The organism is Arthrobacter sp. 260 (assembly GCF_013116745.1).
In the GTDB taxonomy this organism is placed as follows: Bacteria; Actinomycetota; Actinomycetes; order Actinomycetales; family Micrococcaceae; genus Arthrobacter_D.
Window position 1 is genome coordinate 52,038 of the sequence record NZ_JABFOE010000006.1, and the last position, 17,545, is coordinate 69,582.

The following is a 17,545-nucleotide window of genomic DNA, read 5'->3' on the forward strand; positions in this document are numbered from 1 at the left end:
CATCTAGAGAAAGTCCAGGATCTCCTGCAGGACGTCCTCGGGCGCTTCCTCGGGGAGGTAGTGTCCGGCGTCGAGTGCACGGCCGGTGGCCTTCGGGGCCACCGCCTGCCAAAGGGCGAGCGGATCGAACTGCTTGCCGACGACGCCGTGCTCGCCCCACAGGACCCGCAACGGGGTGTCGATGAGCGCACCATTGTTCCGGTCGTCGCGGTCGTGCTCCAGGTCAATGGTTGACGACGCCCGGTAGTCCTCACACATGGCGTGCACTGCACCGGGCCGTGACAGCGCCGCAACGTAGCTGTCCAGCACCTCAGCCGGGAACGGGGTGAGCCCGGCGTACCGGCTGCCCATCAGATTCTCGATGTAGCCTCTCGGGTTCGCCTCGATCAGCGACTCCGGCAAGGGCGCCGGCTGGATCAGGAAAAACCAGTGGAAGTAGGCCTCGGCGAACGCCCGGTCGGTGGATTCGTACATGTCGAGGGTGGGGGCGATGTCCAGGAGAATCGCGGCGGTCACCTTGTCCGGGTAGTCGGCGACCAGCCGGTGGGCCACGCGGGCGCCCCGGTCGTGGGCGCAGACGGCGAACTGTTCAAAGCCACGCTCTGCACCGAAGAGTTCCATCAGCAACGCCTGATCACGTGCCATGGTGCGCTTGCTATAGGCGAGGTGCTGCGGGTCGCTGGCCGGCAGACCCGATGCGCCGTAGCCGCGCAGGTCCGGCATCACCACCGTGTACTTCTCTGCGAGCCGGTCGGCGATCTTGTGCCACATCAGGTGGGACTCGGGATGCCCATGCAGCAACAGGAGAGCTGGCTTGGGCTCAGCGGTCGGCTGGGAGATCCGGCCTGCGATCTCGACGCCGTCGACAGTGACAGCAAACTTGGTGAATGTCTTAAACATGCAGCCACCCTACCCTCCGCCGAGTGGTTAGATCGGGCGGGTTGAGCGCGTCGTAGGTCGCCACATCTCACTTCTCGGCGGAGGTAAGTTAAGGCAACTGACCGCCAGGGAGATCCAGGCACAATTATTGGCGCTAGTGCCCAACTCTTATCAACGTGCGAGGACGACGGGTGGGAACCGCCCGAAGGGTAATCTCCCCTAGCTCCTGTCCGCCACGTACGCTTCGACGTCTTCGGCCGTGATACTGAGGGCATTCCCTGGCAGTGGAGCGAACTCACCGGCTTCTTTCGGGATGAGCCCGTCCTGCGGATTGAGAAGACTGAATGGTTCGCCGTCGAAGCTCTCCAGGAAGACCAGTGCGGCATCGATATCCGATAGCGACTCCTGCTGCCCGGCCACGTAGGTTGCCCCGGCACTCACACCCCCCAGTTGCTGGATTTCAATGAGATCCCCCACCTGAGCTTCGCCCTTGACCACCGTTGCCACCTCTGCTGTGAAGACAGTGACAGTAATGGGCGGCGGGGTGGGCGCGTTCGGATCAGCCGGAGGCGCGCCATACTCGGGGTTTTGCATTGGATCAGTCGGGTCCTCGGGCTCGATCGGCTCCAGGACGTCGGCCCGGGACTCCCCGGTGAGGAGAACTTCGACGACCAGATCAGCGCTCTCCTCAAGTGATTCCAGGGACTCGTACGCCGGATAATCGGCAAGGTAAGTTGCCCCTGGCAGGTCGGTCGCAGAGGGCGCCACTTCCCGCTCGCCCGGGGTCGAAGCGCATCCGGTGAGGCACACGCTTGCCGATAGCATCCCGACCGCGGTCACCTGGAGCCGTGCGCGCAAACTCAGTGTCATGTGGACCGTCCCTCCTGGGGTTGCCGGGCCGCCTGAGAAACTCGACCGTTCCTGCCAAGAATAACCACGCGGTGGTCAGTTGTCCCCCGGGTCAGGCGTTAAAGACGACTGACCGCCGGGGTCTCCCCCGACGGTCAGTTATGCCTCTTGCCTATTTACTTTGCGGGTGTCGGAAACCGGTCCCAGACGCGGTGCTCGGCCAGCAACTCACCCAGGGTGGTGAGAACCGGAGTGGCGTCACCGGTCACCACGCCCGGCGCATCGATGCTGATGGCGCTGGCCTGCAGGACTGATGCCACGTCACCGACGCCGCCGATGGCCTTGCAGTGCCTGAACGCCTCGGAAAGAAGCAGGGCAACCCGTGGGTCAATAGTGACCCCCGGTGATCCTGCCTTCGCGTCACGGCTGTTCGCCGCATCGTCGCCCGGTGTTGCAGCACCGGCAAGGATCAGTGCGTCGAACTCGGTGGAACGGGCGGTGAGGTAGGTCCGCTGGACCACCATCTCGCCGTCGAGCTTTCCGCCGGTGGGAGCAATGAGAAGTGGAACCATCCCGGCGTCGTGAATGCCGCTGGTCAGCTTGGCAACGGCCGTGAGGTCGCTGCTGGCGTCGGCGATGATGCCGATGATCCGGCCCTCGATCGGCCAGGTGCCGCCGATCTGCGAGACGGTCGGGCTTGGCTCGTGGTCCTCGACCTGCACCGTTGGTGCTGGAGCTGTCAGACCAAGACCCAGGGCAACCTCGGCGGCAAGACGCTCGTCGATGTTGGCCAGGTGCTGGAGCTGACGTACCCGCAGTGTCTCTTCGTAGACCTTGCCAAGTTCGAAGGTGAACGAGGAGATGACGTGGTCCTGCTCCAGCGGGGTGAGGGACTTGAAGAACATCCGCACCTGGCTGAAGTGGTCCTCGAACGTGGCGGGGCTTTCCCTTACCTTGTGCGAAGCGGGCAGTTCCTCGGGCACCTCGATGTAGGCGCTCATGTCCTCGCCAGCGAGGAACGGGCAACCGCCGTCGAGCGAGTTGGGCCGGTACGGCGCCACTCCGCCGTGGACGGCAGTCTGGTGCATTCCGTCGCGCAGCATGTCGTTCACCGGTGCGTGGGGACGGTTGATCGGCAGCTGTGCGAAGTTCGGGCCTCCGAGACGGCTGATCTGGGTATCGATGTAGGAGAACAACCGGCCCTGCAACAGGGGGTCGTTCGTGACGTCGATGCCCGGCACCAGGTGCCCCGGGTGGAAGGCGATCTGCTCGGTCTCAGCGAAGTAGTTGGTCGGATTGGCGTTCAGGGTCATCGTGCCGATGATCTGGACGGGAGCCAACTCTTCTGGGACGAACTTGGTAGGGTCCAAAAGGTCAATGCCTTCGAACATTTCGTCGTCGGTATCCGGGAAGGTCTGGATGCCCAGGTCCCACTGTGGGAAGGCGCCGGCCTCAATCGAGTCGGCAAGGTCCCGGCGGTGGAAGTCGGGGTCCATGCCGTTGATGATCTGGGCTTCTTCCCAGACCAGCGAGTGCACTCCCTGCTTGGGCTTCCAGTGGATCTTCACGAGCGTGGTCTCCCCGGCCTCGTTCTGGAGCCGGAAGGTGTGGACGCCGAAGCCTTCCATGGTCCGGTACGACCGAGGGATGCCACGGTCGGACATGTTCCACATCGTGTGCGCCTGCGCTTCGCTATGCAGGGAGACGAAGTCCCAGAACGTGTCGTGCGCACTCTGCGCCTGTGGGATCTCGCGGTCCGGGTGCGGCTTTCCGGCGTGGACGACGTCGGGGAACTTGATGGCATCCTGGATGAAGAAAACCGGGATGTTGTTGCCAACCAGGTCGTAGGTGCCCTCATCCGTGTAGAACTTGGTGGCGAAGCCGCGGGTGTCACGTACCGCGTCAGCTGAGCCCCGCGAGCCCAGCACTGTGGAGAATCGCACGAAGACTGGGGTCTCGACGTCCTTGGCGAGGAAGCCAGCCTTCGTGACGCCTGCTGCGGCACCGTTGGCCACAAAGGTTCCATGAGCACCCGCGCCGCGGGCGTGGACTACACGCTCGGGGATGCGCTCGTGGTCGAAGTGGGTGATCTTTTCGCGCAGGTGATGGTCCTGGAGCAGTACCGGCCCACGAGGTCCCGCCTTGAGTGAGTGATCGGTGTCAGCGACCCGTGTGCCCTGGGCGGTGGTGAGGAAGCGCCCGCTCTGCGAGTTGACCGTCTTGGCGGCGCCGGTGGGAGTGCCGGTGGGCGACACCGTCTCGGGCGCGTCCTGATCTGGCTTGGGTGGCAGTGGCTCGCGAGGTTCCACCGGCTCCGTCAGGCTGGGTGGCTCCACCGAGGGTGCACCGGGAATAGGCGGGTTGGTCTTGGGTGAATTCTCTTCAGTCATTGATCGCTCCAAACGCTCAGGCGGGGCAGTGTTCCTGCTCCACCTTCCCAGCCTACACTTAATACTAAGCAGGCTTTGTAGTTGGCGGCGAGATAGTCAGACCGGGGTGAAGGCCCCCGGGATGTCGGCGACTTTCCTGCGGATTTGATAGACCAGCCAGTCGACCAGCAGACGACCAGCCGCCGGATGATTCGCATCGGTGTCGTGCTGCTGGGCGTGCCAGCGCATCACATCGTCGTTGGCAGGACTGTCATCGAGGAGCCCGGTAAGAGGGCACTCTTCCAGCGGCCGCGGGTGCGGCGCCCCCAACCGCGCAAACTGCCAGTGATACGCCAACCCACCCAGATAGGTGCGGGGGACAGCAGGATTGATGTCCAGCGTGAATCCTTTCGCCCACTGGACCGCCTCGACAGCAGGAAAAGGGCGGGTGATGTAATACCCCTGCCCCAGGGGTGAGCCGAGGACGACGGCGGCCTCAGCTATTCCCAGATCCTCCAGTCCTTCAATCGCCACGTCCATTCCGAAGTCCCGACCCATCTGGATGAGTGAGGCAATCATGCTCAGCGTTTCCACCGGTTTCCTGCGGATTTCGGACAACAGCTCACGGTCCAGCTTGATCGCGTTGAAGGGGAGGGCGGAGAGCCGTTTGAGGCTGCTATAACCGGCACCCAGGTCATCCATTGCCAGCCCGACGCCGAGCGCTACCAGTTGGTCCAGGGCATCCCGCTGCACCTCCCACTCGAGGGTCTGGGTTTCCAGCAGTTCAAGCCCCAACCGGTCCGCTGACACTCCATGGCGCTGCAGCGCACTCCGCACCAGCTCAAGGCACTCGGGATTCAGCAGGGTGCTCGGGGGAAGATTCACTGACACCTTGGCATTGAGCCCTTCCCGCTGCCAGGCAGCAACCCACCCGAGCGCCTGGTCGACCATCCGGGAGAACAGTTCGTCGAGCTCAACCTCGGTCAGGTAGGGCAGGAACTCCCCCGGAGCAATCAGCCGCCCATCGGGCATCCGGAGGCGTGCCAGCGTCTCGAACAGGTGAACCGTCCCATCCCTGAGATCGATCACTGGCTGCACGTGCGCTTCCAATCCGCCGCCACGCAGCTGCCTGCGATAGGTGTCGATGACATCCGCGTCGGGACGCGGCACCGCACCCCCTCCGCGCAGGTAGGTCAGGTTCGACCCTTCTCCGACAAGTGGATCAGCTGCCGCAAGCGTCCACCACCGGGCACGGTTGTTTTTCGTCTTCTTCGATTGGTACAGGGCATCGTCGGCCCGGCGCAGCAGCGATGCCATGTCGCAGCCCTCCCGAGGAAACAGTGCCAGCCCCATGCTCATGCCCACCTTGACGCTCCGGCCCGATGCGAGGAACGGTCGCTCCACTGAAGCGTGGAGCACGTCGAGAATGTCAGCGAGCACAGCCGCCGCGGACGCCCGGTCGATGTCCTGCACCACCAGGATGAACTCGTCCCCACCCATCCGGCCGAGAAAGTCGCCGTCGCGCAGGTTCGCCTGCATTCTGAGAGCCCATTCCTTGAGCAGCTGGTCACCGGCCTCGTGGCCGAACGCGTTATTGACCGAACGGAAGTCGTCAAGGTCGATCATGCCGACGGCAGCTGTGACGTCGGCGTGATTCCCGCCGGTGAAGATTTCCGACAGGCGCTCCGCGAGCGCTACCCGGTTGGGCAGCCCGGTGACTGGATCATGCAACGCCTGGAAGCGGAGCTGTTCGTGCAGGGCCATCCGGGTATTGATGTCGCGTTGGACACTGACGAAGTGCGTCACTTTCCCCGCGGCATTGCACAGGGGCGTAATGCTGAGATCGTTCCAGAAGGCCGATCCGTCCTTGCGATAGTTGAGGATCTCACCCCGGAAAGGCTCACCCGCAGCCAACGCGGCCCTCATGGCGCTCTTGGTCTCCGGGTCTGACCCCGGGCCCTGCAGCATGCTGCAATTCCGGCCGATCACGTCCGCCGCACTATGCCCGGTAATCGCAGTGAACGAGTCTGAGATGTGGAGGATTCGCTGGTTCGCATCGGTGATGAGCGAGACTTCCGACATGGCAGCGTGCGCACGCGCGAAGAGCGACTCAGGCAACCCCTCCCCCTTGAACCGGGGTCCCCATTTCAGCGCCATATGGCTCATTTCCTTCAGTACTACCGCGCGCCGACATGACACGCCTGTGACCGTATGTCATTACTGCCGAAAAGGCGCAGCACGTCTCCCCAGACTGACTTCCTAACACGAATGCTAGCCCTATTTATGGCCGGTACCTCACCCGCGGTCCAACCAGTCTTTAAAGCGGACGACGACGGGGCCGCCCGAGCCGCCTAGAACCCGGCCGGCAAGCTCTCATCGGAGCGGATGAGGGACGCCAGCTCGGGCGTCCCTCAGTCTGGTCGAGGGCACGACACAGAGCGTCATTATGGGCGGGCCGGGCGGCGCGACCAACGCCGCCCCAGGTGCCGGTCCTGATCAGATGAGGACGTTGGCCCGTGCTGGCAACCGGCGTAGGGTGTCATCACACCCACGCGTACCCCGGCCGGGTTGCCGGAATCTCACCTGGAAGGACCTCCCATGACCATCCCGCAGCCACCGGAGCCTGATCCGGATCCAACCTCCCCGTCGCCGGACCCGGACACCGCGCCGGAGCCATTCCCTCCGGGCGAGCCAGGCATCCCGGAGGTACCCGGCGTTCCCGGCGTTCCGGGCGTTCCCGGCGAGGACCCGCTGCCCGGGACCCTTCCTGAACAGCCCTATCCGGAACCCGGGCCGTCGGTCCCACCCTTTGGGTAAGACCACTCCCTCGGACAGCGCTCCGCTGGCCGAGGCCGCCGCGTACCTTTACGGACTGCCCCTGGAGGAATTCACCGCCGAACGCAACGCCCGAGCCAAGGACATTGCCGACAAGGAAATGGCCAGCCAGGTCAAAAAGCTACCCAAACCGTCACTGGCGGGCTGGCTCATGAACATGTTGACCCTGCACCGCCGTCCCGCGGTGGACGAAGCCCTGGCATTGGGAGTTGAGTTGCGGGCTGCCCAGGAGAACCTCGATCAGGCCCGGATGAAGGACCTTGGCCAACAGCGGCAGCGGCTACTGGCTGGGCTGGGCAAGGACAGCTTGGCCCTCGCCAAGGAGCTGGGCCACGGTGTCAGCGCATCGGTTGCCGCCGAAATAGAACAGACGTTCCGCGCCGCGATGACCGACCCGGACGCGGCAGCTGCGGTGGCCACCGGCCGGTTGTTGCGCGCCCTCACTGCCAGCGGCTGGGATGCAGTCGATCTTGCTGGCGCAGTGGGTGGGCCCTTTGACCGGCCCACCAGCGGCCCTGCCTCCGGGTCGCAGAAGGCCGGGGACGACGGCGACGCAGAGGTCGAGGACGCCCGCAATGACCTGGAAGACGCCGAACGGACGCTGGCAGATGCCGACGACGACGCCGAGGATGCGGGACGGCGCATCGCCAAGCTGCAGGACCGCCGTCAGGACCTCTCCTCCGAGATTGAGGAGTTGCAGCGCCGCCTGACCGAGCTGAGGAACGATCTGCGATCACTGGACGGGCAGATTGACGACGCCGAACGCGTCCAGTCGGGCGCCGTACGCGCCGCCCGCGACGCGCAGCGGGCCGTGGACAAGGCCAAACGCCAGCTGGAGCGACTCCTCGGCTGACGAAGGCAGGCTCTTGCGGAACCTCCCGGACCGGTCCAGACTACGACCAGCACCGCGTTGAACCCGTATTCAGTCCCCTCCACCCCGCACCCGAGGAGCCCCGATATGTCAGTGATGACCACCTGTCTCTGGTTCGACACCCAGGCCGAGGAGGCAGCGAAGTTCTATGTGTCGCTGATTGGGAATTCTCGGATCACCAACATTTCCCGGTACGGCGACGGCGCCCCGGTCCCCGCCGACACGGTGATGACTGTGGATTTTCTTCTCGACGGCGTCCCCTACCAGGGCCTCAACGGTGGGCCGATGTTTCAGTTCACCGAAGCGGTGTCGCTGGTTGTCAGCACTCCTTCCCAGGAGGAAACCGACCGGCTCTGGACCGCGCTGACGGCTGATGGTGGAGAGGAGTCGATGTGCGGCTGGCTCAAGGACAGATACGGGCTGTCCTGGCAGATTGTCCCCGCACGCCTCGGCGAGCTATTGGCTGGCCCCGACGCCGAGGGAGCCTCCCGCACCATGCAGGCCATGCTGACGATGCGCAAGATTGAGATCTCTGAGCTGGAGCGCGCCTACAACGGCGGATAGACGGGCTGGCCCGCTCCACCAACAGTTCCTCGTATCGCTTCCAATGCTTACCCTCCGGAAACCGCGCGTTAATCCGGCGGTGTCACCATGGGGTTTGACTGACCGGCCAATTCAACGAGGGATCAATGACACGTATCGGCCTCATTAGGGTTCTCACCTCCTCTGATCCACGTCTACTGAACATCCATGGGCGAGCGGTCCGGGAGTCTTTCGGCGTCGACGTGCTGTCCCGCGCGGTGCAGGACCAGCCGGAAGGCGTGCACAATCGCCTGACCCACAACGCTGCCGCGCCTAAGGTCCTGGCCATTGCGGCGGAGCTGGCGCCCCTGGTGGACGGCATCATGATCAGCTGCTCCTCCGATCCAGGACTGGACGAGGTCCGCAGCCTTGTCGACCTGCCGGTGGTCGGCGCCGGTTCGGCGGGCGCAGCAGCTGCGCTGGCGCTGGGATCCCGCGTGGGAGTGCTGGCTCTGGGTGCCGCGCCGCCACGCGCGGTATCGCAGATCCTGGGCAGCCAGCAGTACTCGGTCCGCTCCCCCGACGGCGTCCGGCATACCCAGGATCTGCTCACGCCGTCCGGCGTGTATGAAACCTATCGTGCAGCGGAACGTCTGGTCGACGATGGCGCGGATGTGATTCTGCAGGCGTGCACCGGTCTGACCAGTATGGGAGTGACCCGCGAGCTGCGCCGCCGTTACGGCCTACCAGTTGTTGACGCAGTGCTCGCCGCCGGGTCTGCCCTCACCCTTCAGCTGGCAGCCCTCGGTACCCGGCGCTCATCGGAGCAATTGGCCGGCGCAACCCGATAGGGCAGCCCGACCTGCCGACCGCGTCCCGAACCGTCGTACTTCGCCGTGAGGGCAGGTTACTGGCCGCTGGGCCGGGTGCGGCGGCTGAGTTTGGTCAGTGAATCCCATCTCCGGGCGGCGAGCCGCTGCAGGTCGCTATTCGAACCAGTTGAGACAGGGTTCCGCGATCTGCGCCGATTCGGCCAGCTGACCCTCTTCCGGTCTGCTGACCGGGTTGCCCTAGGATCGTCAGCTGGCTGTGTCTCCTCTGGCTGTGTCACCGCATCGCTGCTGTCCGGCTGCGCTGGTGTGTCCTCGCTGACTTCATGATTGCTCATCATCGTCCGCCCCCTCCACAACATCATGTGTCAGCCGCCCCTCGGCTGACCTGTGCTCTCCCCTGGACTGCAGCTCCTCAGTAAGGAGCCGGTAGTCCTCGTGTGCCCCGAATGTGGGAAATTCCTGGTCCAATTCGCTGAAGACTCGGTCACACAGAGTTGCAAGCTCACTGACCGAAAGTTCTGAGAGGTCCTCCGGAAGCCCGGACTCCGGGGCCTCAGGATCGGACGGCTTCGAGGGGAAATCAGGTTCCCACTCGGCTGTGGCCATCAGGCGTGAGCCCGCCTCAGCTGCCATCTCGTGCTGTTTCATTTTTTCACTCCACAAGACACTTCTGTTCCTGTGGCCCCCTGCTAAACCTTGATCTGATCATAAGACCAAACACCCGTTTGGTAAACAGGTGTCGGGGCTGATGCGGGCCCATGGATGCTGCCTACACTGGCCTCCTCGGCAGATAGTAAGTACACTTGGTGGTTGAACTAAGCGATAAAACGCATCTGCACCCCCATGATCATCCTGTTTTAACTCTCGCCGGGTAGTGAGGATGTCCGACCGCGTACCGAGCCTCCCGATTCGGGTAGCTACCACTCGTTACAACGTGGACGGAAGCTTCTAACCTGAAGACCCCCGGGAAGAACAGGACACCATGATCGACTACGCCATTGAAGCGCTACCCCTCCATTCGCCGCAGGCGTTGGTCAATTTGGAGCGCGAACTCGAGAATCCCGTCGCCTGCCATGCCTTCATCCAGATCTCCATCGGCATGTGGGACCAGCGGTACTACCGGCTGACCCACGCTCTCGATGATCGCGACGAAGCACAGTTGATGGACGTCATCCTCAGCATCGAGAGCTCCTGCAAGATGCTCGGACTCCAGCAACTTGCCGCGTTGGCCACCCTGATGAAAACCCGACTCACGAACCACGACCTGAACGGTGTGCAGAATCTCCTTGAGCCTCTTGAGCACTGCGGACAGTTGAGCATGCGGGCGCTTCGAGCTGCCTACCCGGCTTAGGCAGGCACCAAATAAGACTGGGCCGGACACTATCAACTGGTCAGGACCCGGACCCGGCCGACCCTGATCGGCCTGCGCGCCACCGCGCAACCTCGGCATCGATGTCGCGCGTCCGGGTAATCACCGGCGGGCCACCCAGCAACTGACGACGCGCGTTGATCACCCTCCGATTGAACTCCTCGAGGATCTCCCGGACCCCCGCCTCTGTCCGTTCGGCCCTGAGACGACCGTCCAGCTCAGCGTCGTCCTTCCGCAGAAGGAACGGCTCCGGGGCCAGACCCGTCAACCGTTCCCGAACAATCAGTTCCTTGACCCACCAGTCGGGGTCGACGCTCTGCGCGGCACGATACCCCTTGGCCCGCTGCACCCGGCGGGCTGCGTCATTCATCTTGTCGTTCATGTCCGTCTCCCGTGCGCTAACCGCCTGCACACCCAGTATCCAAAGATCGCGCACCAGCGGCAACAGGAATACCCGGGGCCGCAGATGGTTGTACCGGGCATGAGTGAACAGATAAAGACAATCGGTTTGATCGGCAGCGGCCACATAGGCTCCCAGTTGGCACGACTTGCCGTAGCGCATGGCTACGACGTCGTGGTGAGCAACTCGCGGGGGCCTCAGACCCTGCAGGACCTGGTCGCCGAACTCGAATCATCACCTGGCACGGGCACCGCCCGCGCGGGAACCCCCGCCGAGGCAGGCGCGGCGGGCGACGTCGTCGTCGTGACTATTCCGCTGAAGAACATCGCCTCGGTACCCGCCGAGCCGCTGGCGGGGAAGATCGTCATCGACACCAATAACTACTATCCGCAGCGTGACGGGCACATTCCGGTCCTCGACAACGAAGCGAGCACCACCGCCGAACTGCTGCAGGACCTCCTAGCTACCTCGCAGGTAGTGAAGGCATTCAACAACATCTACTCGGCGGATCTGACCACGAAGGGCACCCCCGAGGGATCTCCGGGGCGGCGTGCCCTGCCGATTGCCGGGGACTCTGCTGCGGCCAAGGAGACGGTTGCCTCCCTCATGTCGCAGTTCGGGTTCGACCCGGTCGACGCCGGCGCGCTGTCCGAGGGATGGCGTTTCCAGCGGGATACACCCGCGTACGGTCCCACGTTCGACGTCGATCAGCTGCGGGATGCGCTCTCGCGGGCGAAGCGCTACGCGGAGATGGACTAGGCGGCGCGCTGGTCGCCGAAGTAGGCCAGGGCCTGGTCGCGGACCACGTCCGGGCGGTCATCGACGATGAAGTGCGCCGCGTGATCGACCACCTCAAGGGTGACGTCGCTGGCATAGGCCTCGTAGCCGTGGACCAGTTCCGCTGACATGACCGTGTCCTTCGCGCCCAGCAGCACCCTGGTGTCAGTGGTCAACGGGGTACTGCGGTAGGTGCCCTTCAGCGCCCGGACACCCTCGGGCTGAATGAAGCGGCGGTACAGCGCCGACCCCGCGCGGGCCCGGGCCGGATCGGTAAATCGCCCGGCGAAGATGTCCAGGTCCTCGGGAGTAAACGCTCCTCCCCCGAGTACTGCAGCAGCAGGTAGCGGACAAGCGCCTGGTCCCGCTTGCCCAGCAGCTGCGGTCCGACGAACGGCAGCGGGACGACCAGGTTGTAGGGAGCGCCGCGCAGGATCGCAGCGACCAGTCGTCGGTCGAAATCGAAGAACGGTGGCGGAATACTGAGCGCCAGATGCTTGCGGACCCGGTCGGGATGCTGCAAGCACAACTGGTATGCCACCAGCGAGGACCAGTCGTGAGTCAACAACGACACCTTTTCCAGATTCAGGGCATCCAGCAGGCCAAGGAGGTCGGCGAGGAGCTGCTCCCGGTGGTAACCACTGCCCGGAGCGTCGGTCCAGCCGGCACCCCGGAGGTCGGGGGCGATTACCCGGGGGTGGTGCGCGAGGGCTGGAAGAACTTTCCGCCACTCCCACCAGTGTTGCGGGAATCCGTGCAGTAGCAGCAGTGGATCCCCGGAGCCCGCTTCGGCAACGTGCATGCGGAGCCCGGGTAGGTCGAGGAAGCGGTGTTCCACTCTATCGAGGTGGGGCATCGACTCGTCGGTGGTCGTCATCCTACGATTTTACTACGTTCATAGTGCTGCGTCACTATGTTTATAGTATTGGTTATGGACTCTTCGAGGGTACGGGCATTGGATGCAGCGATCGAGCTGTTGGGGACCAGCGGGCTGCGCGCGTTGACCCATGCCCGGGTCGATCAACGTGCCGGTCTGCCGAAGGGATCCAGCTCCAACTACTTCCGCACCCGCGCCGCGCTGCTGTCTGGAGTTGCCGACCGGATTGTGGCGCGGGAGATACCGCCGGTAGCAGCAGCCGCCCCCGCCACAGCTGATGAACTCATTGAACTGCTCGGAGGACTGGTGGAACATGTCAGCGGCCCCGACCGGACCCTGACGACCGCACGGCTGGTGCTGTTCATGGAGGCGAGCCATAACCCGGAACTGCGGGATGCCGTCTCGGCTGGCCGCGTAGCCATGGAAGGGTCGGTCCATCGCATCCTCGACGGACTGGGGGCGCTTGATCCTGTGAACGCAGCACAATCACTGATGGCCTGTGCGGAAGGGTTGATCCTGCACCGCATCGTCCGCAATGACCAGAGCGACCCTCGTCCGGCCTTCGCCCTGGTGGTCAGGGGCGCTCTGGGATGAGCTAGTGGGCGTCCAGCGGCTGCTCAGCGCCCGCTGGCACGTCCAGGTAGGTGAGTACCTGGTCCACCATGGCCTGCGGGGCGAGCGAGATGTCGATCGTCAGCCCGCGTTCCTCGTCGCCTAGGGTCTGCAGGCTCTCGTACTGCGAGGCGAGCAGTGACGGCGGCATGTACTCGTGCTCGCGGGCCGAGATTCGCGCCGCCACCAGTTCCATGGTCCCGTGCGGGTGCACCATGACGAGCTCAGGCACGTGGCCGCGCAACACGTCACGGTAGACCAGCTTCAGGGCCGAACAGGCGACGACGATGCCATCTTCGCGCCCCTGGGCCAGGACGTTGCCCACGGTATGCAGCCACGGCAACCGGTGCTCGTCAGTCAGCGGGGTGCCCGCAGCCATCAGGGTTTTGTTGCCCGCGGGGTGCAGGTCGTCGCCGTCGACAAAGCGAACACCAAGCCGGTCGGCGAGCAGGGCGCCGATGGTGCTCTTGCCAGAGCCCTGGACCCCCATCACCACGATTGTCGGGGTCTGTATACGTGTCATTCCCAGCCCCCGGTCGATCGGATTTCGTCCGTCATGCATCGACGGTAGTGACTAAAACCCTACTGCAGCAGGCGGATTATCTCTGGACGTCAGATCCACCCGGTCGCACGCAAGGTAGCCTTGACCTACTGAACAGTCGACTTATTATCGGAGGCCAGCATGGACATCTCGGACGTAGCGTGGAATGACCCAGCCCGCGAAAAGATCCTGTCGGATGCAGACAAAGCCCTTCAGGAGGCGGTCAAGGAAGCTGCTGCCAAGCACGCGGACAGTGACAGGGACCAGGTCTACAAGTTTCTGTTCGAGAAGCTGCAACCACAGTTCATCGACTTCGAACCGGGGCCGGACCTGGGTAAGTACGCAGATGCCATCGCAAACGGTGAGCTCTCCGGCGGATAGCTGACATGGAACTGATGCGACTGGGCGAGCCAGGCCACGAAATTCCGGTGGTGCGCCAGAACGGCATGGTGTACGACCTCCGCGCCCTCACCCGCGATATCGACGGGCCGTTCCTCAGGCAACACGGAATCGGGAGGGTCCGTGATGCGCTGGCCGCCGGCGAGCTGCCGGAGCTTCCCGACGCCGCGTCCCTCCGGGTGGGCGCACCCGTAGCGACCATCGGCGCCGTCGTCTGCGTCGGCCAGAACTACGCGGCACATGCGGCAGAAACCGGCGACCTGCCACCGGCTGCTCCGATCATCTTCTTCAAGCACCCCAACACCGTGGTGGGACCGAACGACGACGTCGTCATCCCGCCGGGCGCCCAGAAGGTGGACTGGGAGGTGGAACTGGCCGTGGTCATTGGCCGGCGTGCCTCCTACCTGGGCAGCACCGAGGAGGCGCTGGCGTGCATCGCCGGGTTCACCATCAGCAACGATGTTTCCGAACGGGACTACCAGATCGGCCATTCGGGCGGTCAGTGGTCCAAGGGCAAGTGCGCGCCCACCTTCAACCCCATGGGACCCGCCCTCGTTCCCTTCGACGAGGTAGCCGACCCGCAGGCACTTCGGCTGTACTCGGCCGTGAACGGCGAAGCCCGGCAGGATTCCACCACCGCGGACATGGTCTTCAGCGTCGCTGAGATCATCCGCGACCTGTCCCAGTACATGGCCCTAGATCCGGGCGACGTGGTGAACACCGGCACCCCGGAGGGCGTCGCGCTCTCCGGGCGGTTCCCCTACCTGGCCGCGGGCGACGTCGTCACGATCGGCATCGAGGGCCTCGGCGAGCAGGTCCAGCGCATGGTCGCCGCCCCCAGTCACACCACATAGGCGAGCGAATTTCGCTCCCTTTTTCCCGGGTCCAGAGGGGCTTCCACGGCGTAAAATTTGGGGTACCGGAAATGGTGCTGCGAGCCAAGGAGAGCTGCGATGGAACGGACCCCAGAGGATCCTCATGTAGTGGTCGGCGTCGATGGTTCGGAGCCCTCCATCCTCGCCCTGCGGCTGGCCGCGAAGCTCGCTCCCGCGCTCGGTGCCGAGGTGCACGCCGTCGCCTGCTGGGACTATCCACGGATGTACGAGGAATATCTCCTCCCCGACATGACCATCTTCGGAAAAGGTGCACAGAAGCGCCTCGATGAGGCTGTTCAGGAGGCGTTCGGCGACGAGACGCCTCCGGGATTCACCAGCACCATCGTGCGCGGACATCCGCCGACCGTGCTGGTCGAGGCCGCCGCCAGGGCGCAGATGCTGGTAGTCGGCAGGCGTGGTCACGGCGGTCTCCGCGGCCTGCACCTGGGATCCGTGAGCAACGCCTGTGTCGCCCGTGCCGTCTGCCCGGTGGTGGTGGTGCACGACGACGGCAAAGCCGAACCCCACCACCGCTGGCGGGACCGCCGGGCATCGATGGGCTGACGGATAACTGTCGTGGTGTAATGCTTGGACAGATGGTGATGTCCGGGCAGGTGTCGGGCGTCACCGACCACTGATCTGCGTTTCGTCAGAGAGGACGAAAATGCCTGAGTCACGGTTAGACCTGATCCCGCCGCCCCTGCAGGGTCCGCAGCGGCGCCTCGACACGGTGGCCGAACTGGCCCGTGATTTCGCTGGGCGCTTCGACCTGCAGCCGCTCCTCGAACGGATCCTGGGGCACGCCGTCACCCTGTTGGGCTGCGGCTCCGGGTCCATTTCCCTCGTCAACGAATCCCACGGCACCTATTCGAAAAAGGTGGACTTCGGGGTCGGTTGCCAGGAAGGGCAGACCTTCCCCCTGCAGGAAGGGGTCACCGGGCGGGTGGTCCGCAGCCGGTCCACGGTGATCCTGCGCAGGTACTCCGAAGTGGACGGCGGCCACATCGCCCCCGACGATCCCCGGTGGAACTGCGCGGTGATTGGCGTACCCATCCTCTGGGAGGAACGGGTGATCGGCACCTGCACCATCTTCGCCGCGGACCCGGACCGCGAATTCACCGCCGACGACGCCGGCCTGGCCGAGCTCTTCGCCAGCCAGGCGGCGATCGCGCTGACGAACTCCCAGCTGCACACCCGCGCCTCGGTGCGTGCCCGCGAAGCGGCGATCGCAGCGGAACGCGAACGGGCGGTACGCGACGTTCACGAGGCGGTTGGCCGATCCCTCGCCGCCCTGCTCCTCAGCCTGGACGACGCCGAACGAGCCGTGCGCGACGACGGCTCCGAGCCTGCCGTCGCGGTACGGCACATCGGGACGGCACGCACCATCGCCCACGACGCGTTGACCGAGACCCGGCGCACGGTCCTCGGGATGGGCCCCGCGTCGCTGGCGGGCCGTGATCTGGATACAGCGTTGGCCGCTGAACTGTCGTGGACCGAGTCCATGTCCGGGGCCCAGACGAAACTCACGGTGATGGGGAGCCCACGCCCCCTCACCCCGGAAGTCGACCACCAGGCGTTCAAGATCATCCAGGAGGCGCTCGGGAATGTTGTCGCGCACTCGCGGGCTACCGCCGTCCGGGTGGGCCTGGTCTATGAACCCGCTGCGATCGGTGTCCTGGTGGAGGACAACGGGTGCGGCTTCGACCTGGCCGCGGCGAGCGGCCAGCAGCAGAGCCTGCCATCGGGTTGCCTCGGGCTGCATGGGATGACCTCGCGGGCTGCCCATCTGGGCGGGGAACTGCAGATCGACACGATGCCCGGCTGGGGCACCACAATCCGCGCCACCCTCCCGGACCAGCTGCCGTCCAGGAGCGGTCACCCGCCAGCGCGGTGGAAGGTGCTGATCGGCACCGACAAGCCCCTCGTCGGCGCCGGCCTGGTCCGGTTGCTGCAGCTGAGCGAACCGGCGGTACAGGTCGCCGCGGAGGTCGGTTCGGCGGCGCAGCTGGAGGATGCGCACCAGCTCCTGCACCCCGACATCCTGGTGGTCGACCTGGAGATGGTGCAGCGGGAGGCACCCGATTCGCTGCTTAACATCAGGCGCAGCGACCCCGGCGCTGCGATCGTGGTGCTTACCGATCACCCGACCGCCGCACAGGTCCAGCTGGCCCGGGAGGCGGGGGTGCGCGGGTTCATCAGCCAAAGCGCCGACGGCGAGACCCTCGCGAGAGTGATCGTGGCCGCCGGCCAGGGTCAAGCCCTGGTGGATGGTGAGCTATTCGATGAGCTCCTGCAGTCGGCCGCCGGCCGGGACGCCGGGCCGGACACCTTCACTGCCCGCGAGCGCCAGGTGCGGACCATGGTGCTGAAGGGCATGGCCGACAAGCAGATTGCTCGCGAGCTGCTGATCTCGGTCAAGACCGTCGAGAAACACGTCGGGTCACTGCTGCGCAAGAGCGGTGCGCGCAACCGCACCATGCTGGTCAGCATGAACCTCACTGACCAGCAGGGGAGCGGTGCCCTCGTGACCTAGATGC

20 protein-coding genes are annotated in these 17,545 nt (G+C 64.8%); 11 read left to right on the forward strand and 9 right to left on the reverse strand.

Annotated elements, in window-relative coordinates; all coding sequences use genetic code 11:
* Nucleotides 1-3: 3 nt before the first annotated feature.
* The 4 genes from HMI57_RS08540 to HMI57_RS08555 all read right to left on the reverse strand — a co-directional run bounded on the left by HMI57_RS08540 (nt 4) and on the right by HMI57_RS08555 (nt 6,254).
* On the reverse strand, nt 4-900 hold the full coding sequence (locus HMI57_RS08540; RefSeq protein ID WP_171585528.1) for an alpha/beta hydrolase: 897 nt from the start codon (nt 898-900) through the stop codon (nt 4-6).
* Nucleotides 901-1,098: 198 nt separating this feature from the next.
* Nucleotides 1,099-1,749, reverse strand: coding sequence for a hypothetical protein (locus tag HMI57_RS08545; protein WP_171585529.1), 651 nt, complete (start codon nt 1,747-1,749; stop codon nt 1,099-1,101).
* 155 nt (nt 1,750-1,904) lie between these two features.
* Entirely contained in the window at nt 1,905-4,118 is a 2,214-nt protein-coding gene (locus HMI57_RS08550; RefSeq protein ID WP_171585530.1) for a catalase, read from the reverse strand.
* Nucleotides 4,119-4,214: 96 nt separating this feature from the next.
* Nucleotides 4,215-6,254, reverse strand: a complete 2,040-nt coding sequence (locus HMI57_RS08555) for an EAL domain-containing protein (RefSeq protein ID WP_171585531.1) — start codon at nt 6,252-6,254, stop codon at nt 4,215-4,217.
* Nucleotides 6,255-6,695: 441 nt separating this feature from the next.
* Between HMI57_RS08555 and HMI57_RS08560 the strand changes: the two genes are divergently transcribed.
* The 4 genes from HMI57_RS08560 (at nt 6,696) to HMI57_RS08575 (ending at nt 9,176) form a co-directional block, all read left to right on the forward strand.
* Entirely contained in the window at nt 6,696-6,914 is a 219-nt protein-coding gene (locus tag HMI57_RS08560; protein ID WP_171585532.1) for a hypothetical protein, read from the forward strand.
* Nucleotides 6,907-7,785 (forward strand): YscO family type III secretion system apparatus protein, encoded by an 879-nt coding sequence (locus HMI57_RS08565; RefSeq protein WP_171585533.1) that lies wholly within the window; start codon nt 6,907-6,909, stop codon nt 7,783-7,785. The genes HMI57_RS08560 and HMI57_RS08565 overlap by 8 nt, the downstream gene beginning before the upstream one ends.
* Before the next feature lie 105 nt (nt 7,786-7,890).
* On the forward strand, nt 7,891-8,367 hold the full coding sequence (locus HMI57_RS08570) for a VOC family protein (RefSeq protein ID WP_171585534.1): 477 nt from the start codon (nt 7,891-7,893) through the stop codon (nt 8,365-8,367).
* A 125-nt stretch (nt 8,368-8,492) separates the two neighbouring features.
* Complete coding sequence (locus tag HMI57_RS08575; RefSeq protein WP_228721008.1) at nt 8,493-9,176, forward strand: aspartate/glutamate racemase family protein; 684 nt, start codon at nt 8,493-8,495, stop codon at nt 9,174-9,176.
* A 303-nt stretch (nt 9,177-9,479) separates the two neighbouring features.
* On the opposite strand, the gene HMI57_RS08580 is transcribed toward HMI57_RS08575, so the two are convergent.
* Complete coding sequence (locus tag HMI57_RS08580) at nt 9,480-9,806, reverse strand: hypothetical protein (RefSeq protein ID WP_171585535.1); 327 nt, start codon at nt 9,804-9,806, stop codon at nt 9,480-9,482.
* Between the two features lie 334 nt (nt 9,807-10,140).
* Here HMI57_RS08580 and HMI57_RS08585 point away from each other — a divergent pair, with 334 nt between their 5' ends.
* Complete coding sequence (locus HMI57_RS08585; RefSeq protein ID WP_171585536.1) at nt 10,141-10,509, forward strand: hypothetical protein; 369 nt, start codon at nt 10,141-10,143, stop codon at nt 10,507-10,509.
* A gap of 40 nt (nt 10,510-10,549) precedes the next feature.
* On the opposite strand, the gene HMI57_RS08590 is transcribed toward HMI57_RS08585, so the two are convergent.
* The gene (locus tag HMI57_RS08590; protein ID WP_171585537.1) at nt 10,550-10,909 is read right to left on the reverse strand and encodes a hypothetical protein; all 360 of its coding nucleotides are present in this window, start codon (nt 10,907-10,909) and stop codon (nt 10,550-10,552) included.
* A gap of 111 nt (nt 10,910-11,020) precedes the next feature.
* On the opposite strand from HMI57_RS08590, the gene HMI57_RS08595 reads away from it, so the two are divergent.
* Nucleotides 11,021-11,686 (forward strand): NAD(P)-binding domain-containing protein, encoded by a 666-nt coding sequence (locus tag HMI57_RS08595; RefSeq protein ID WP_171585677.1) that lies wholly within the window; start codon nt 11,021-11,023, stop codon nt 11,684-11,686.
* On the opposite strand, the gene HMI57_RS18835 is transcribed toward HMI57_RS08595, so the two are convergent.
* Nucleotides 11,683-11,880, reverse strand: coding sequence for a hypothetical protein (locus tag HMI57_RS18835; RefSeq protein ID WP_216607273.1), 198 nt, complete (start codon nt 11,878-11,880; stop codon nt 11,683-11,685). The genes HMI57_RS08595 and HMI57_RS18835 overlap by 4 nt on opposite strands.
* A gap of 23 nt (nt 11,881-11,903) precedes the next feature.
* Nucleotides 11,904-12,581, reverse strand: coding sequence for an alpha/beta fold hydrolase (locus HMI57_RS08600; protein WP_216607275.1), 678 nt, complete (start codon nt 12,579-12,581; stop codon nt 11,904-11,906).
* Between the two features lie 54 nt (nt 12,582-12,635).
* Between HMI57_RS08600 and HMI57_RS08605 the strand changes: the two genes are divergently transcribed.
* Complete coding sequence (locus HMI57_RS08605; RefSeq protein ID WP_171585538.1) at nt 12,636-13,175, forward strand: TetR/AcrR family transcriptional regulator; 540 nt, start codon at nt 12,636-12,638, stop codon at nt 13,173-13,175.
* A 1-nt stretch (nt 13,176) separates the two neighbouring features.
* On the opposite strand, the gene HMI57_RS08610 is transcribed toward HMI57_RS08605, so the two are convergent.
* Nucleotides 13,177-13,716: a gluconokinase gene (locus HMI57_RS08610; protein ID WP_171585539.1), complete on the reverse strand. Its 540-nt coding sequence runs from the start codon at nt 13,714-13,716 to the stop codon at nt 13,177-13,179.
* Between the two features lie 159 nt (nt 13,717-13,875).
* Between HMI57_RS08610 and HMI57_RS08615 the strand changes: the two genes are divergently transcribed.
* The 4 genes from HMI57_RS08615 to HMI57_RS08630 all read left to right on the forward strand — a co-directional run bounded on the left by HMI57_RS08615 (nt 13,876) and on the right by HMI57_RS08630 (nt 17,541).
* On the forward strand, nt 13,876-14,115 hold the full coding sequence (locus HMI57_RS08615) for a hypothetical protein (protein WP_171585540.1): 240 nt from the start codon (nt 13,876-13,878) through the stop codon (nt 14,113-14,115).
* 5 nt (nt 14,116-14,120) lie between these two features.
* Entirely contained in the window at nt 14,121-14,987 is an 867-nt protein-coding gene (locus HMI57_RS08620; RefSeq protein ID WP_171585541.1) for a fumarylacetoacetate hydrolase family protein, read from the forward strand.
* Between the two features lie 99 nt (nt 14,988-15,086).
* Nucleotides 15,087-15,572: a universal stress protein gene (locus HMI57_RS08625; RefSeq protein ID WP_171585542.1), complete on the forward strand. Its 486-nt coding sequence runs from the start codon at nt 15,087-15,089 to the stop codon at nt 15,570-15,572.
* A 100-nt stretch (nt 15,573-15,672) separates the two neighbouring features.
* Nucleotides 15,673-17,541, forward strand: a complete 1,869-nt coding sequence (locus HMI57_RS08630) for a GAF domain-containing protein (RefSeq protein WP_171585543.1) — start codon at nt 15,673-15,675, stop codon at nt 17,539-17,541.
* The last annotated feature ends 4 nt before the right edge of the window (nt 17,542-17,545 follow it).

Coding starts and splice junctions, on each gene's coding strand:
- HMI57_RS08550 (WP_171585530.1), bottom strand. CDS start 4,118: ATGACTGAAGAGAATTCACCCAAGACCAACCCGCCTATTCCCGGTGCA.
- HMI57_RS08580 (WP_171585535.1), bottom strand. CDS start 9,806: ATGAAACAGCACGAGATGGCAGCTGAGGCGGGCTCACGCCTGATGGCC.
- HMI57_RS08585 (WP_171585536.1), top strand. CDS start 10,141: ATGATCGACTACGCCATTGAAGCGCTACCCCTCCATTCGCCGCAGGCG.
- HMI57_RS08560 (WP_171585532.1), top strand. CDS start 6,696: ATGACCATCCCGCAGCCACCGGAGCCTGATCCGGATCCAACCTCCCCG.
- HMI57_RS08620 (WP_171585541.1), top strand. CDS start 14,121: ATGGAACTGATGCGACTGGGCGAGCCAGGCCACGAAATTCCGGTGGTG.
- HMI57_RS08625 (WP_171585542.1), top strand. CDS start 15,087: ATGGAACGGACCCCAGAGGATCCTCATGTAGTGGTCGGCGTCGATGGT.
- HMI57_RS08545 (WP_171585529.1), bottom strand. CDS start 1,749: ATGACACTGAGTTTGCGCGCACGGCTCCAGGTGACCGCGGTCGGGATG.
- HMI57_RS08540 (WP_171585528.1), bottom strand. CDS start 900: ATGTTTAAGACATTCACCAAGTTTGCTGTCACTGTCGACGGCGTCGAG.
- HMI57_RS08630 (WP_171585543.1), top strand. CDS start 15,673: ATGCCTGAGTCACGGTTAGACCTGATCCCGCCGCCCCTGCAGGGTCCG.
- HMI57_RS08590 (WP_171585537.1), bottom strand. CDS start 10,909: ATGAACGACAAGATGAATGACGCAGCCCGCCGGGTGCAGCGGGCCAAG.
- HMI57_RS08570 (WP_171585534.1), top strand. CDS start 7,891: ATGTCAGTGATGACCACCTGTCTCTGGTTCGACACCCAGGCCGAGGAG.
- HMI57_RS08600 (WP_216607275.1), bottom strand. CDS start 12,581: ATGACGACCACCGACGAGTCGATGCCCCACCTCGATAGAGTGGAACAC.
- HMI57_RS08555 (WP_171585531.1), bottom strand. CDS start 6,254: ATGGCGCTGAAATGGGGACCCCGGTTCAAGGGGGAGGGGTTGCCTGAG.
- HMI57_RS08615 (WP_171585540.1), top strand. CDS start 13,876: ATGGACATCTCGGACGTAGCGTGGAATGACCCAGCCCGCGAAAAGATC.
- HMI57_RS08610 (WP_171585539.1), bottom strand. CDS start 13,716: ATGACACGTATACAGACCCCGACAATCGTGGTGATGGGGGTCCAGGGC.
- HMI57_RS08605 (WP_171585538.1), top strand. CDS start 12,636: ATGGACTCTTCGAGGGTACGGGCATTGGATGCAGCGATCGAGCTGTTG.
- HMI57_RS08575 (WP_228721008.1), top strand. CDS start 8,493: ATGACACGTATCGGCCTCATTAGGGTTCTCACCTCCTCTGATCCACGT.